Origin of the sequence: Embleya sp. NPDC056575 (assembly GCF_042793325.1) — a bacterium.
Classification (GTDB): Bacteria; Actinomycetota; Actinomycetes; order Streptomycetales; family Streptomycetaceae; genus Embleya.
In genome coordinates, this window is record NZ_JBHTVA010000127.1 from 1 (window position 1) to 15,066 (window position 15,066).

The 15,066-nt window shown below is 71.2% G+C and carries 11 protein-coding genes; 10 read left to right on the forward strand and 1 reads right to left on the reverse strand.

Annotated elements, in window-relative coordinates; all coding sequences use genetic code 11:
- Positions 1-171: 171 nt before the first annotated feature.
- Entirely contained in the window at positions 172-1,995 is a 1,824-nt protein-coding gene (locus tag ACFRCG_RS47255) for a glycoside hydrolase family 15 protein (protein WP_380042867.1), read from the reverse strand.
- A 749-nt stretch (positions 1,996-2,744) separates the two neighbouring features.
- On the opposite strand from ACFRCG_RS47255, the gene ACFRCG_RS47260 reads away from it, so the two are divergent.
- The 10 genes from ACFRCG_RS47260 to ACFRCG_RS47305 all read left to right on the forward strand — a co-directional run bounded on the left by ACFRCG_RS47260 (position 2,745) and on the right by ACFRCG_RS47305 (position 15,000).
- On the forward strand, positions 2,745-4,421 hold the full coding sequence (locus tag ACFRCG_RS47260; protein ID WP_380042875.1) for a CTP synthase: 1,677 nt from the start codon (positions 2,745-2,747) through the stop codon (positions 4,419-4,421).
- Positions 4,422-4,673: 252 nt separating this feature from the next.
- Positions 4,674-5,315: an NUDIX domain-containing protein gene (locus tag ACFRCG_RS47265; RefSeq protein WP_380042868.1), complete on the forward strand. Its 642-nt coding sequence runs from the start codon at positions 4,674-4,676 to the stop codon at positions 5,313-5,315.
- A 175-nt stretch (positions 5,316-5,490) separates the two neighbouring features.
- Positions 5,491-7,611 (forward strand): tetratricopeptide repeat protein, encoded by a 2,121-nt coding sequence (locus ACFRCG_RS47270; RefSeq protein ID WP_380042869.1) that lies wholly within the window; start codon positions 5,491-5,493, stop codon positions 7,609-7,611.
- A gap of 201 nt (positions 7,612-7,812) precedes the next feature.
- Positions 7,813-8,931, forward strand: coding sequence for an alanine dehydrogenase (gene ald, locus ACFRCG_RS47275; RefSeq protein WP_380042870.1), 1,119 nt, complete (start codon positions 7,813-7,815; stop codon positions 8,929-8,931).
- A 274-nt stretch (positions 8,932-9,205) separates the two neighbouring features.
- Complete coding sequence (locus ACFRCG_RS47280; RefSeq protein WP_380042871.1) at positions 9,206-10,093, forward strand: tyrosine-type recombinase/integrase; 888 nt, start codon at positions 9,206-9,208, stop codon at positions 10,091-10,093.
- Positions 10,094-10,474: 381 nt separating this feature from the next.
- Positions 10,475-11,449 (forward strand): ParA family protein, encoded by a 975-nt coding sequence (locus tag ACFRCG_RS47285; RefSeq protein ID WP_020555592.1) that lies wholly within the window; start codon positions 10,475-10,477, stop codon positions 11,447-11,449.
- The gene (locus ACFRCG_RS47290; RefSeq protein ID WP_380042872.1) at positions 11,434-11,994 is read left to right on the forward strand and encodes a hypothetical protein; all 561 of its coding nucleotides are present in this window, start codon (positions 11,434-11,436) and stop codon (positions 11,992-11,994) included. The genes ACFRCG_RS47285 and ACFRCG_RS47290 overlap by 16 nt, the downstream gene beginning before the upstream one ends.
- 140 nt (positions 11,995-12,134) lie before the next feature.
- Complete coding sequence (locus ACFRCG_RS47295) at positions 12,135-13,163, forward strand: segregation and condensation protein A (RefSeq protein ID WP_380042873.1); 1,029 nt, start codon at positions 12,135-12,137, stop codon at positions 13,161-13,163.
- 227 nt (positions 13,164-13,390) lie between these two features.
- Complete coding sequence (gene scpB / locus ACFRCG_RS47300; protein ID WP_380042876.1) at positions 13,391-14,014, forward strand: SMC-Scp complex subunit ScpB; 624 nt, start codon at positions 13,391-13,393, stop codon at positions 14,012-14,014.
- Entirely contained in the window at positions 14,014-15,000 is a 987-nt protein-coding gene (locus tag ACFRCG_RS47305; protein ID WP_380042874.1) for a pseudouridine synthase, read from the forward strand. The genes scpB and ACFRCG_RS47305 overlap by 1 nt, the downstream gene beginning before the upstream one ends.
- Positions 15,001-15,066 lie beyond the last annotated feature (66 nt).

Here is a 15,066-nt window from a genome sequence, read left to right on the forward strand (position 1 = left end):
CAACCTAAATCCTCGTCGCCCGCGTCTGCGTCGTATTATCGGGCGAGGTCATGGGCCCGGATGTACCACCCGGAACCGGTACGCACACCTGCACAGCGCGCCCACCGGCTTCGAACGGCCACACCGAACCGGGCCTGACACGACCCCGCGGGACCCCGCGCGAGCCGGCCCCTACTCCGCCGCCACGACCGCCCTCGCGCGCATCGTCGCGGTCAGCCGCAGCGCGGTGTCGATCAGCGGCACGTGGCTGAACGCCTGCGGGAAGTTGCCCACTTGGCGCTGGAGGCGCGGGTCCCACTCCTCGGCGAGCAGGCCCAGGTCGTTGCGCAGCGCGAGCAGGCGTTCGAACAGCTCGCGCGCCTCCTCCACCCGGCCGATCATGGCCAGGTCGTCGGCGAGCCAGAACGAGCAGGCCAGGAACGCGCCTTCGTCGCCGGGCAGGCCGTCCAGGCCGACGCTGGTGCCGTTGGTGGGGTAGCGGCGTACGAAGCCGTCCTCGGTCAGCTCGCGCTGGATCGCCTCGATCGTGCCGATCACCCGCTTGTCCTCCGGCGGCAGGAAGCCCACCTGCGGGATCAGCAGCAGCGAGGCGTCCAGCTCGGTGGAGCCGTAGTACTGGGTGAAGGTGTTGCGCTCGGCGTCGTAGCCGTACGCGCACACCTCGCGGTGGATCTCCTCGCGCACACCCTTCAGGTGCTCCAGCATCTTCCCGGTGTCGGAGTCCTCGGGCTGGTCGACCAGCATCTTGATGGTGCGGTCCACCGCGACCCACGCCATCACCTTGGAGTGCACGAAGTGCCGGCGCGGCCCGCGCACTTCCCAGATGCCCTCGTCCGGGTCGCGCCAGTGCTGCTCCATGTAGTCCATCAGCTTGAGCTGGAGCGCGTGCGCGTGGTCGTGGCCCTCCATGCCGGCGACCCGGCCCAGGTGCAGCGCGTCGACGACCTCGCCGTAGACGTCGAGCTGGAACTGCTCGGCGGCGGCGTTGCCGATCCGTACCGGATGCGAGCCCTCGTAGCCGGGCAGCCAGGTCGCCTCGTACTCGGTGAGCCGGCGCTCGCCGCCCACGCCGTACATGATCTGCAGGTTCTCCGGGTCGCCCGCCACCGCCCGCAGCAGCCACTCGCGCCACGCCTTGGCCTCGTCGACGAAGCCGGTCTTGAGCAGCGCGCCCAGCGTCATCGCCGCGTCCCGCAGCCACGTGTAGCGGTAGTCCCAGTTGCGCACGCCGCCCACGTCCTCGGGCAGCGAGGTGGTCGGCGCGGCGACGATGCCGCCGGTGGGGGCGTACGTCAGCGCCTTGAGCGTGATCAGCGAGCGCACCACCGGCTCGCGCCACGGGCCCTGGTAGGTACAGCGGGTCATCCAGTCGGTCCAGAACGCCTCGGTGTCCGCGAGCGCCGCGAGCGCGTCGGTGCGCAGCGGGCCGTCGACGTGCGAGGGGTGCCACGTGAGGGTGAACGTGACCCGGTCGCCCTCCCCGAGGGTGACGTCCGAATAGGTGGTCAGCCCGCGTCCGTAGGTCTCGGTGTCGCTGTCGAACCACACCGCGTCGGGCCCGGCGACGGCGACCGTGCGGCCGTCCGCCTCGCGGCGCACCCAGGGCACGACCTTGCCGTAGTGGAAGCGCATGCGCAGCTCCGAGCGCACCGGCACCTGGCCGGACACGCCCTCCACGATCCGCACCACCACCGGCGCGCCGACCAGGGCGTCGGCCGGCGGCATGAAATCGATCACCCGAACGGTGCCCCGGGGGGTCTCCCACTCCGATTCGAGGATCAGCGAGTCGCCGCGATACCGGCGGCGTGTCGCGGGGCCGCCGGAGAGCGGCGCGACTTGCCACGAGCCGTGTTCCTCGCTGCCGAGCAGGCCGGCGAACACGGCGGGCGAATCGAAGCGGGGGAGGCAGAGCCAATCCATGGAACCGTCGCGGCCCACGAGAGCGGCGGTCTGCATGTCCCCGATGAGGGCGTAGTCCTCGATGCGGCTGGTCACGGGCAGCGCTTTCCGTTCCTGGTCGTCCTGGTGAGGCCGGTGGTCCCGTCGTGCGCGGCGGGGATCGGCCGGGGGGGCTGGGCGCGTACGAGGGATCGGCTCGTACGGGTTGCTGTGTTCGGTGCCGGCGGGTCGTGCTGTGTTCCGGTACCGGTGGGTCTTGGGTGCTGCTGCGGGTGGTACGTGCCCTGCGCGCCGATGGTCGTGTTCCGATCGGCGATCGATCGATTCGTTGTCTCGGTTGCCTTGATCGATTCATTCCAGGGTGCACCACGCACGCGTGATCGACCGCCGCAAGGGTGGTCGGATCGACCGGTGCTCCCGAAATGTCGTCCCGTCGGGATCCGGGGGACGCGCACCCGTCGCGCGCGTGGGTTCCGCTGCGCGCGGGTGTCGGCGAACGGAGAGAGACTCGCGCGCCGCCTGCGTAGCATAGTGCGCCGTCGGCGCTGAAACGTGCCTGCTTTCGCCGACCCGATCGTTGACTCTGCGTGGAATCCGACTCGGCCGTTCCGTCGGCATGCGTCCGGATTCTCCCGTGCGTCGTCACTCTGGGCAATCGCCGGGTGGTGTCGCAGTTGTTCCGCCCCGGGTGCGGGACCTCGACCCCCGACGCTGTTAGGCTGGTATCCCGTGGACTTGGTGGGACTGTTCCGGGCCCGCGTCGGCCCAGCAGCGTCCCCTTCGATATCCCTCGGATGTCCCCAGGACATCCCCCTCATCGCAACCACGGGAGCCCTTCCTTGGCAGTGCCTCAGACGCCCAGTCGCACCCGGCAGGCGAAGCACCTCTTCGTCACCGGAGGCGTCGCCTCCTCGCTTGGCAAGGGGCTCACCGCGTCGAGCCTCGGAGCGCTCCTCAAGGCGCGCGGCCTGCGGGTCACGATGCAGAAGCTCGACCCCTACCTCAACGTCGACCCCGGCACGATGAACCCGTTCCAGCACGGCGAGGTGTTCGTCACCAACGACGGCGCCGAGACCGACCTGGACGTCGGCCACTACGAACGCTTCCTCGACGTCGACCTGCACGGCTCGGCCAATGTGACGACCGGTCAGGTCTACTCGTCGGTGATCGCCAAGGAGCGCCGCGGCGAATACCTGGGCGACACCGTCCAGGTCATCCCGCACATCACGAACGAGATCAAGTCGCGGATCCGGGCGATGGCCGCCGCCGACGTCGACATCGTGATCACCGAAGTCGGCGGGACCGTCGGCGACATCGAGTCGCTGCCCTTCCTGGAGTCGATCCGCCAGGTCCGGCACGAGGTCGGCCGGGACAACGTCTTCTTCCTGCACGTCTCGCTGCTCCCGTACATCGGCCCCTCGGGCGAGCTGAAGACCAAGCCGACCCAGCACTCGGTCGCCGCGCTGCGCAGCATCGGCATCCAGCCCGACGCGATCGTGCTGCGCGCCGACCGCGCGGTGCCGCAGGACATCAAGCGCAAGATCTCGCTGATGTGCGACGTGGACGAGGAGGCCGTGGTCGCGGCCATCGACGCCCCGTCCATCTACGACATCCCCAAGGTGCTGCACTCGGAGGGCCTGGACGCGTACGTGGTGCGCCGGCTCGGGCTGAACTTCCGGGACGTGGACTGGACCGAATGGGACGACCTGCTGCGCCGGGTGCACCAGCCGGAGCGTGAGGTCACCGTCGCGCTGGTCGGCAAGTACATCGACCTGCCCGACGCCTACCTCTCGGTCACCGAGGCGATCCGCGCGGGCGGCTTCGCCAACAACGTGCGCACCCGGATCAAGTGGGTGACCTCGGACAACACCGCCACGCCCGAGGGCGCCGCGCGCGAACTCGGCGACTGCGACGCGGTGCTGATCCCCGGCGGCTTCGGCGACCGGGGCGTCGAGGGCAAGGTGCAGGCGATCGCCTACGCCCGTGAGCACCGGATCCCGACCCTGGGCATCTGCCTGGGCCTGCAGTGCATGGTGATCGAGGCCGCGCGCAACCTGGCCGGGCTCGACGGGGCCAACTCGCTGGAGTTCGACTCCGAGGCCGCGCACCCGGTGGTGGCCACCATGGCCGACCAACTCGACATCGTGGCGGGCCAGGGCGACCTGGGCGGCACGATGCGGCTCGGGCTGTACACCGCGGACCTGGCCGAGGGCTCGATCGCGCGCGAGGTGTACGGCGCGGCCCGCTCCGAGGAGCGCCACCGGCACCGCTACGAGGTCAACAACGCCTACCGGACCCGGCTGGAGGAGACCGGTTTGGTCTTCTCCGGACTCTCCCCCGACGGCCGACTGGTGGAGTACGTCGAACTGCCGCGCGAGCAGCACCCGTACTTCATCGCGACCCAGGCCCACCCGGAGCTGAAGTCGCGCCCGACGCGTCCGCACCCGCTGTTCGCGGGCCTGGTCGCGGCGGCGGTCCGCCGGATCAAGGGCGAGGACCGGGTCGTGGAGACGACCTCCTGACCGATCGCCCGCCGTGGGATCGCTCGACGCGCCCGACCGCTCGACCCGCCCGAGCGCTCGACGACCCGGGAAGCCACCCACCCGCGCACGCGGGCGGGTGGCTTCCCGCGTTTCGCCGGCCGCCCCGATCGACGGTGGTCGGGGTCGGTGCGCTCACGGGCCCGTGCGTGGTCGGCGCATGGTCGAAGACCATTAGGCTGGCCGATCGGGGCGGCGGTATTCGGCCGGCGGCCGGGTGAGAGGGAGCGCATCGTGAACGACCCGCGGATTCGGGCGAGGATCGGCGACACCCCCGAGTCGTGGCCGGTTTCGGCGAGTGAGACGCCGTTTCGGGGGCGGGTCTGGTCGATGCGCAGCGACATGGTCGAGATGCCGGACGGGAGCAGCGCGCGGCGCGACTACCTGGACCACCCCGGCGCGGTGGGCGTGGTGGCGCTGGACGAGCGGGGGCGCATCCTGGTGCTGCGGCAGTACCGGCATCCCGTGCGGCAGAAGTTGTGGGAGATCCCGGCCGGGTTGCTGGACGTGGCCGGCGAACATCCGCTGCACGCCGCCCGGCGGGAGCTGTTCGAGGAGGCGCACCACGAGGCCGCCGTCTGGAACGTGCTTCTGGACATCTACACCACGCCCGGCTCCTCGGACGAGGCGATCCGGGTGTTCCTCGCGCGCGGGTTGTCCGAGTCCACCGCCGAGCGGTTCGCGGTGGAGCACGAGGAGGTCGGGATGGAGCTCGCCTGGCTGCCGGTGGACGAGGCGATCGAGCTGATCCTGGCGGGCGAGCTGCACAATCCGACACTGGTTTCGGGAGCGTTGGCGCTGGCGGCCGCGCGGGCGGGGGACGGGTTGGACGCGCTGCGGGCCGCGGACGCGCCCTGGCCCGCTCGACCGTTCTGACCGGCGGCGGTCGAGTCCCGGTGGGCCCGGGACATCCGTGCCCGCTCGCTCACCCGTCGCCTCGGGCGCGCAAGGCTGCGGATTTCGTGACTCGGGGTTGGCGAGTCGGGCCCTGCGGGCCCGTGCGTGGTCGTAATCTGCGCGATGGGTGTGGGTGAGACAGGGGGCGTCTGCGGTGGGTGTGACCGGGGAGTCCGAGGTCGCGTGCGCGTCGACCGAGGGGCTGGTTCCCGGAATGCGCGCGCCGGTCGGGGCGTTGCCCGCGATCGTGGACCAACTGCCGCCCGGCGGACCCGACTTCGTCGGGCGTACCGACGAACTCGACACCCTCTATACCTGGGTGACCGGACCCGGCGCGGCGATCCCCGCGCAACTGGCGCCGACCGATCCGGAGCACCCCGGCACCACCCGCACGGTGTGGCTGCCCCGGGACCGGGTGGTCGCGATCACCGGACCGGTGGGAGTGGGGCGGACCGAGTTCGCGGTACGACTCGCCCATCGGCTGGCCCCGCACTTCCCCGACGGGCGGCTCTACGCCCGGCTCACCGGGCCGCGCGGTGAGCTGATCCCGCCGGGCGACGTGCTGGAATCGATGTTGTACGCGCTCGGCACGGCGAGCATCCCCTCCGCGCACGAGGAGCGTATCCGGCTCTTTCGCGAGCACCTGGACGGCAAACGGTTCCTGATCCTGCTCGAGGACGTGACCGGGACGCCGCAGTTGCGGCCGCTGCTGCCGGAGAGCCCCACCGCACTCGTCGTGGTCACCTCGGTGGCCCCGCTCACCGGCCTGGGGCGGGCGGCGGCGGTGCGCAGTTGTGCGCTGGACATGCTCGACCCGCGCGCCGCGGCCGAACTGCTGGGGAACCTGGCCGGACACACCCGGGTCGCGTGCGATCCGCGGGCCGCGGACGAGCTGGCCGCGCTGTGCGACTACCACCCGGCGGCGCTGCGGATGGCGGGCGCGTGGTTGCGGGCCCGGCCGCGCTACGCGATGGCCGATGTCGGGCGGCGGTTGCGGGCCGAGCGGTTGCGGCTGCACGAGCAGGCCGGGGACGACCTGGCGGTGCGGGCGTGCTTCTCGCTGATCCATCGTGAACTGGTGCCGTCGGCCGCCCGGCTGTTGCGGCTGCTCGCGCTGGTGCCGGGTCGCGAGTTCGGCGCGGACGCCGCCGCGGCGCTGGCCGACTGCGGGCCGGACGCGGCGACGCGGTCGTTGATCGAGCTGCGCGAGCTGCACCTGTTGGAGCCGGGCTCGGTGCCGGGCCGCTTCCGCTTCCACGACCTGGTGCGCGGCTATGTACAAGAGCGTCTGGACGCGGAGGAGCGGCCCGGCGAGCGGCGCAACGCCCGGGTGCGGCTGCTCGACCGGTATGTGCGCCTGGCCCGCTCGGCGGAGCGGATCATCATCGGCACGGGTGGTCCGGACCCGGCCGCCGACGTGCGTTTCGACAGCGCCGACGAGGCCCGCGCGTGGCTGCGCGACGAGCGGCCCGAACTGCTGGCCGCCGCCCGGGTGGCCGCCGCGGCCGGACTGGACGCGGCGACGCGCCGGCTGGTCTCGGTGCTCACCCGACTCCTGGACCGCCGCGCGCACTGGAGCGACGTCCGCGAACTGCACGAACTCGCGCTGACCACCGCACGCCGGGCCGGCTCCGGCCGGCAGGAGGCGGTGGCCCTGCTCAATCTGGGCAACCTGCACGTCGCGCGCGCGGAGCTGGAGGAGGCGCTGTCCTGCTACCGCGCGGCGCTGGAGGTCTCCCGCGGACTGGGCGACCCGGCCGGCGAGGGGCGGGCGATGGTCAACCTCGGCAATGCCTACGCCGACCTGGGCGACCTGCAACGGGCCGCCGACTGGTACGACCGGTCGCTGCTGCTGCGCCGCACCATAGGCGACGCGGCCGGCCAGGCGCGGGTGCTCTCCCACCTGGGCCGGCTGCACGCGCGGATGGGCCGCTTCGAACAGTCGGTGCGCGACCACCGGGCGGCGCTCGGGGTGCGTCGGCGGATCGGCGACCCCGCCGAGATCGGCCGGGTGCTGGCCGACATCGCCGCAGTGCTCGGCGAGGCGGGTCGGGTGCCGGAGGCGCTGACGGTCTACCGGGACGCGATGGAGGCGTTTCGCGCGGCCGGCGACGAGCGGCTGGAGGCGCTGGCGCTGTTGCAGAGCGCCGAACTGGCGCTCGATTCGGGCGACGCCCGGGACGCCCGATCGCGCCGCCGGCAGGCATTGGCCCTGCTCGTGGACGCGGGCGCGCCCGAGGCCGACGAGGTTCGCCGCTTCCTGGGTGACGAGTAGACCCCTAGTGGGTACTCGCTGCTGTCCAAAGTTTTGGGCGCAACCTACGAAATAGACAAGCGGTCCAGTCCTCACTGCCACTTTGTAAGGTTGGCGGGGGGTTCCAACCGCACTAAGCTAGGGACACCACGAGGTACGGCGTGCATTTCGCATGCTCGGGCTCGCTGGTGCCCAACCCTCTGTCGACAGGACTTGATAGCCGTGAAGGTCGGTATCCCCCGCGAGGTCAAGAACCACGAGTACCGCGTGGCGATCACGCCCGCCGGCGTGCACGAGCTGGTGCGCAACGGTCACGAGGTCTTCATCGAGCACGACGCCGGCGTCGGCTCGTCCATCCCCAACGAGGAGTACGTGGCCGCGGGGGCGACCATCCTCGGCACGGCGGACGAGGTCTGGGCGACCGGCGAGCTGATCCTGAAGGTCAAGGAGCCGATCGCCTCCGAGTTCGGCCGGCTCCGCAAGGACCAGACGCTGTTCACCTACCTGCACCTCGCCGCGGGCAAGGAGTGCACCGAGGCCCTGCTCAAAGCCGGGACCACGTCCATCGCCTACGAGACGGTGCAGCTGCCCAACGGCGCGCTGCCGCTGCTCGCGCCGATGTCCGAGGTGGCCGGTCGGCTCGCGCCGCAGGTCGGCTCGTACCACCTGATGGCGCAGGGCGGCGGTCGCGGCACCCTCATGGGTGGCGTCTCCGGCGTCTACGCCGCGAAGGTCGTCGTGATCGGCGCCGGTGTCTCGGGGATGAACGCCGCCGCGATCGCGCTCGGCATGCAGGCCGAGGTGCTGCTGCTGGACCGGAACATCCAGGCGCTGCGCGACGCGGACCGGATCTACCAGGGGCACCTGCAGACGGTCGCGTCGAACACGTACGAGATCGAGAAGGCCGTGCTGGACGCGGACCTGGTCATCGGCGCGGTGCTGATTCCGGGTGCGAAGGCGCCGAAGCTGATCACCAACGAGCTGGTGTCGCGGATGAAGCCGGGCTCGGTGCTGGTCGACATCGCGATCGACCAGGGCGGGTGCTTCGAGGACTCGCACGCCACGACGCACGACGACCCGGTGTACAAGGTGCACAACTCGATCTTCTACTGCGTGGCGAACATGCCGGGTGCGGTGCCGCACACGTCCACGTATGCGCTGACGAATGCGACGCTGCCGTACATCGTGCAGTTGGCGAACCGTGGGTGGCGTGAGGCGGCGAAGGCGGATCGGGCGTTGGCGCTTGGTCTGTCGACGCACGAGGGTCGGCTTACGAACGCGGCCGTGGGCGAGGCGCTGGGGATTGACGCCGTTTCGCTCGAAGAGGTCCTGGGTTCCTGACCCCTTTTCGATTGGCCTCATGGGCCGGCCGGGCTGGGGTTGGCTCGGCCGGGCTTGAGGGCTGCGGTTTACCTGCTTGGCCTCAAGCGCCGGCCGGGCTGAAGGTGGCTTGGCCGGGGCTTGAGGGCTGCGGTTTCCTGCTTGGCCTCAGGTGCCGGCCGGGCTGAAGGTGGCTTGGCTTGAGGGCTGTGGGTTGGTTTCTGGTCGAGGCCGTGCGCATGCCGTACACCCCCAATGACGTGGGTGTGCGGCATGTGGTGTTTTGGGCGCCAGAATGGGGGGCGTGGAGAGCGTTGTTGAGGGGTATTTGGGGGATTTGAGGCTTCGGCGTGGGTCGGCTTCGAACACGTTGGTTGCCTATCGGCGGGATCTTGGGCGCTACCTCCTCTATTTGCGCGGGCTTGGTATCGAGGGGTTGGGCGGGGTTCGGGCCGCGGATGTGCGTGGGTTCGGTGGGGCGTTGCGGGACGAGGGGTTGGCGCCGGCTTCCGTGGCGCGGGCGCTTGTGGCCGTGCGCGGGGTTCACGCGTTCGCGGTGAGTGCCGGGTTGGTCGCCGTGGATGTGGCGTGTGGGGTTGCTCCGGATCCGGTGGTTTCGGGGCGGTGGCGTGGGGATGTGTTGTCGCCGGAGTCGGTGGAGGCGTTGTTTGCCGCGGCTTCGGCTGCCGCGGGAGCGTTCGGGCTTCGGGATCGGGCCTTGGTCGAGGTGTTGTATGGGTGCGGGGCCCGGGTTTCGGAGGCGGTGGGGATGGACCTCGCCGATGTCGACTTGGCGGCCGGGACGCTCGCGCTTCGTGGTTCGGGCGGTCGGCGGCGGGTCGTGCCGTTGGGGGCGGGCGCCCTGGCGGCGCTCGATGTGTACCTGATGCGGGCGCGCCCGGAGCTGGCCGCTTCGGGATCCGGTGGCGCCGCCGTCTTTCTCAACGCGCGGGGCGGCCGGCTGTCACGGCAGAGCGGATGGGCCGTGCTTGCCGACGCGGCCGGCCGGAGTGCTCCGGAGCGGGGCATCTCCCCACGTACACTTCGGAGTTCGTTCGCCACACATTTGCTCGACGGTGGGGCCGATGTCCGGGTCGTCCAGGAACTCCTGGGTCATTCCTCGGTGTCCACGACCCGAGTCTACGTGCGCCAAACCCCTGACGAACCACGTCAGATGTACTGAGGATCCCACCCTCGGGCGCTTGACTGGATCACCTCACATGTTGCATGCGTCGGGCGGTTCGCCTTGCTGCGACCGTCCGCAACGCCATAGAGTCGCGATCCGTCGGCAAGGACTCAGGCTGACGAAGCAAGAAATGACCTGGTCGGCAAGGAGGTAAGACGACTTGTGAACGAGTCGACATTTGCTCCCGGGGGTGCCCAGCCAGGGGCGGCGCCGGGCCGTGCAGCGCCGACTACCTCTTCCTACGGGCCCGCCGACGGCCCGCAGGACCAGCAGGGGACGCGCACGGACGCCGCCGTCCAGGCGGGCCACACCGCCCCGGCCGGCCAGGCCGGGCCCGACGGGCTCGATGGCCCGGACGCGCACGAGTACGCCTACGATATGTACTACTACGACGACGAGTTGCGCTACGCCGAGGAACTGCGTGGCGGACCGTTCGACCCCGACGCGGACTACGAACCGGATCCGGAATACGCCGCGACCCTCGCTCCCGACGCCGCCACGCAGCGGCGCGAGCGGGTCGGCCCGACCGGCCGCGCCCTTCCCTACTTCCCGATCCCGGCGCCGGTGAGCGAACACGGGCCGGCGAAGATCATCGCGATGTGCAACCAGAAGGGCGGCGTCGGCAAGACCACGTCGACCATCAACCTGGGTGCCGCGTTGGCCGAATACGGTCGCCGGGTCCTGCTCGTGGACTTCGACCCCCAGGGCGCGCTTTCGGTGGGCCTGGGCGTCAACCCCATGGAGCTCGAACTCACGGTCTACAACCTGCTGATGGAAAGTCATCTCAGCGCGGACGACGTGCTGCTGAAGACGATCATCCCCGGTATGGACCTGTTGCCCAGCAACATCGACCTGTCGGCCGCCGAGGTCCAACTGGTCACCGAGGTCGCCCGGGAGACCACACTCTCGCGCGCGATCCGGCCGCTGGTCAACGACTACGACTACATCATCATCGACTGTCAGCCCTCGCTCGGTCTGCTCACGGTCAACGCCCTCACCGCGGCGAACAGCGTCATCGTGCCGCTGGAGTGCGAGTTCTTCGCGCTGCGCGGCGTGGCGCTGCTGACCGAGACGATCGAGAAGGTGCACGAGCGGCTGAACCCCGACCTCGTGCTCGACGGCATCCTGGCGACGATGTACGACGTCCGCACCGTGCACGGCCGCGAGGTCCTGGCCCGGGTCACCGAGGCGTTCGGCGACCAGGTCTTCCACACGGTGATCGGACGCACCGTCAGGTTCCCCGAGACCACCGTCGCGGGCGAACCGATCACCACGTACGCCTCCAACTCGGTGGGCGCAGCCGCCTACCGTCAGCTCGCCAGGGAGGTGCTCGCCCGGTGTCGCGCCGAGTGAGTCTCCCGGGTGCCGACGAGCTGTTCCGCACCACCGGCGGCGCGATGTTGCGACAGCAGCAGAGTGCCGGCGGCGACGCGGGAGAGCAGCGCGGCACCGTACCCGCGCAGGTTCCACCGGTCGGGGCCACACCCGACAGCACCGAGCGCCACGAGCCGTCCGGTGCGGACGGCGGATCCGGCGAGGCCGAACAGCACGCCGTACAACATCCCGTGCCCGGTCGCCGCGAGGCGCCCACGCCGTCGGGGGCGTCGTCGATGTCCGCCGCCGCCGCGGGGGTCGACCCGAACGCGCGTCCGGCCCATCGGCGCACCCGTGCGCAGCGCCGCCCGAGCGGGCGCGAGCGACACGACGAGAAGATCACCGTCTACGTCTCCGCCGAGGAACTGATGGACCTCGAACACGCGCGGCTGAGCCTGCGCGGCGACTACGGCCTGGCCGTGGACCGCGGGCGGATAGTGCGCGAGGCGGTCGCGGTGGTCCTGGCCGACCTGGAGGCGCGCGGCGAGGCGAGTATTCTCGTCCGCCGGCTGCGTGGCTCTTGAGCGACAAACCCGATTCGAGCGGTTGCCCGCTCGGTGAAGTCTCGACGGACCCGCCGGTCCCCTGAGTGGCCCAATTCGGACCACCGCCCGGCGGGTCCGTGCCGTTTCCCGCAGTCGCGGCCCGCACCATTGAGCGCACGATGTCCGACACCCACGGTTCCGCCCGCCCCCGACGCGCGCTCGGGCGCGGCCCGGGCCGGCCCGCCGCTCCGGTCGGGCCGGACGGGTCGCCGCCGCCGACGTCCGCCGCCGGGGCCGGATCCGGACCCGCCGATCCCGAGGCGGGGCCCGCCCCGCTCCGCGTCCCCGCGCCCGCCCCGCCGGCCGAGGCGCAGGTACCGGTACCGGACGACGGCACCGGCTTCCGGGTCAGCCTGGACAACTTCGAGGGCCCGTTCGACCTGCTCCTCGGCCTGATCGCCAAGCACAAACTGGATGTCACCGAGGTGGCGCTGTCCCGGGTCACCGACGAGTTCATCGCGCACATTCGGGCCCAGGGACCGGACTGGGACCTCGGCCAGGCCACCGAGTTCCTGCTGGTCGCGGCCACCCTGCTCGACCTCAAGACGGCCCGGCTGCTGCCCGCCGCCGAGGTCGAGGACGCGGAGGACCTGGCCCTGCTCGAAGCCCGGGACATCCTGTTCGCCCGGCTGCTCCAATACCGGGCGTACAAGCAGATCGCCGGCATCCTGGCGGACCGGTGGGCCCAGGAGTCCCGCCGGTATCCGCGTGATGTGCCGCTGGAGCCGCGCTACCAGGGGCTGCTGCCGGAGGTGGTGATCACCACCGACCTGGAGCGGTTCGCCCGGATGGCGGCCAAGGCGATGACCCCGAAGGCGCCGAAGGTGGTGTCGATCGAGCACATCCACGCCCAGCGGGTGAGCGTGCGCGAGCAGGCGGCGATAGTGGTCGAGCGGCTGCGCCGGATGGGCAGCGCGACCTTCGCCGAGCTGGCCGCGGACGCGCCGGACACGCTGCACGTGGTGGCCCGGTTCCTGGTCCTGCTCGAACTCTTCCGCGAGTTGGCGGTGGGGTTCGACCAGGTCGAGGCGCTGGGGGAGCTGACCGTGAAGTGGATCGCGGGCGCCGGAGAGGACGTGGCGGTGAGCGCGGAGTTCGACGAATTCGACACCGTGGTGCGGGACGTGGACGAGGAGGAGGGCACGTGAACGACGACGGCCACCGGCGCGAACCGGGACTCGAACCCGGGGGCGAACCCATGGCCGACTCCTGGGTCGAATCCGCGGTGGAACCCGAGGCCGCCTCCGAGTACCACCCGCCGCCGGCGCCCGTCGAGGCCGCGGTGCCCGCTCCCCGCGCCGCGCGGGCCAAGACCCCGCCCCCCGCCCTCCCGGTGTCCGACAGTCCACTCCCGGCGGCCCTGGAGGCCGTCCTGATGGTGGTCCAGGAGCCGGTGTCCGAACACCTGCTCGCCGAGGTGCTGGAACACCCCCTGCCCGAGGTGGTCGCCACGCTGCGCACGCTGGCCCTGGAGTACACCACCCAGGGGCGCGGCTTCGACCTGCGCGAGGTGGCCGGCGGCTGGCGCTTCTACAGCCGTCCCGAGCACGCCGCCGCGGTCGAGCGTTTCGTCCTGGACGGGCAGCAGTCCCGGCTCACCCAGGCCGCCCTGGAGACGCTGGCCGTGGTCGCCTACCGCCAGCCGGTCAGCCGCGGCCGGATCGCCGCGGTGCGCGGGGTCAACTGCGACGGGGTGATGCGCACGCTGCTGGCGCGCGGGCTGGTCGAGGAGTACGGCGTCGAGTACGAGACCCAGGCCACGCTGTACCGCACCACCGAATACTTTCTGGAGCGGATGGGCCTGCGTTCGCTGGACGAGTTGCCGGAATTGGCCCCCTTCCTGCCCGAGATCGAGGCCCTGGAGGCCGAGGGCGGGGCCAGTCCGGAGCTGCTGCCGACCCGTGCGGCGTACCCGCTTGCGCGGAGCGGGGATACTGGGAGGGATACCGGGGCGGTGCACACCGATCCCGACGACGGCGAGACGACTACGGAAGATTGATGGCACCCACCAACAGGCAAGGCTCCGGCGGCAACGACCGAGGCAAGGGACGCTCGGTGAACAAGCGCGGGGGCACCGGGCGCGGCAGCAACACTCCGCAGCCCCGGCGGGTCGCCGACGACAACCGTCGCGGCGGCGCGGGTGGGCAGCCGAAGTCGGGCGCCGCGGGCGGCAAGGACCGCCGCCCCTCGGCGGGCACCGGTCGCCCCGACCGTCGGCCCACCACGATGCGCAACACCGAGCGCAACGAGCGGGAGAAGCAGGAGGGCGTGCGGCTGCAGAAGGTGATGGCCGACGCGGGCATCGGCAGCCGCCGGCACTGCGAGAACCTGATCGACGCGGGCCGGGTCCAGGTCAACGACGAGCGGGTCACCGAGCAGGGCATGCGGGTCGACCCGGACACGGTCGAGATCAAGGTCGACGGGATGCGCATCCCGACCCGCCCCGCCGAGACCTACATCGCGTTCAACAAGCCGACCGGCGTGGTCTCCACCATGTACGACCCGGACGGCCGGTTCACCCTCGCCGACTACATCACCGAGTTCGAGCAGCGCCTGTTCCACGTCGGTCGGCTGGACACCGAGACCGAGGGCCTGATCCTGCTCACCAACCACGGCGAGCTGTCCAACCGGCTCACCCACCCCCGGTACGAGGTGCGCAAGACCTACCTCGCCTCGATCCAGGGCCCGATCCCGCGCGACCTGGGCAAGCGGCTCAAGGACGGGGTCGAACTGGAGGACGGCGTCGCGCGCGCCGACAGCTTCCGGATCGTGGACAGCGTCGGCAACAACTACCTCGTCGAGGTGGTCCTGCACGAGGGCCGCAAGCACATCGTCCGGCGCATGCTGGCCGAACTGGGCTTCCCCGTCGAGCGCCTGGTGCGCACGCAGTTCGGCCCGATCCAGCTCGGCGACCAAAAGCCCGGCCGCACCCGCCGGTTGTCCAACGACGAGATCGGGCTGTTGTTCCGCCAGGTCGACCTGTAGCAGGCGCCATCGGCACGGGCGGCCAACCGCCCCGACGGCCGCGGCGGTTCCACTTCCGGGTGGAAC

Excerpts from the sequence above, each read along its gene's own strand:
- ACFRCG_RS47280 (WP_380042871.1), top strand. The coding sequence starts at position 9,206 with ATGGGGGGCGTGGAGAGCGTTGTTGAGGGGTATTTGGGGGATTTGAGG.
- ACFRCG_RS47295 (WP_380042873.1), top strand. The coding sequence starts at position 12,135 with ATGTCCGACACCCACGGTTCCGCCCGCCCCCGACGCGCGCTCGGGCGC.
- scpB (WP_380042876.1), top strand. The coding sequence starts at position 13,391 with ATGGTGGTCCAGGAGCCGGTGTCCGAACACCTGCTCGCCGAGGTGCTG.
- ACFRCG_RS47285 (WP_020555592.1), top strand. The coding sequence starts at position 10,475 with ATGTACTACTACGACGACGAGTTGCGCTACGCCGAGGAACTGCGTGGC.
- ACFRCG_RS47305 (WP_380042874.1), top strand. The coding sequence starts at position 14,014 with ATGGCACCCACCAACAGGCAAGGCTCCGGCGGCAACGACCGAGGCAAG.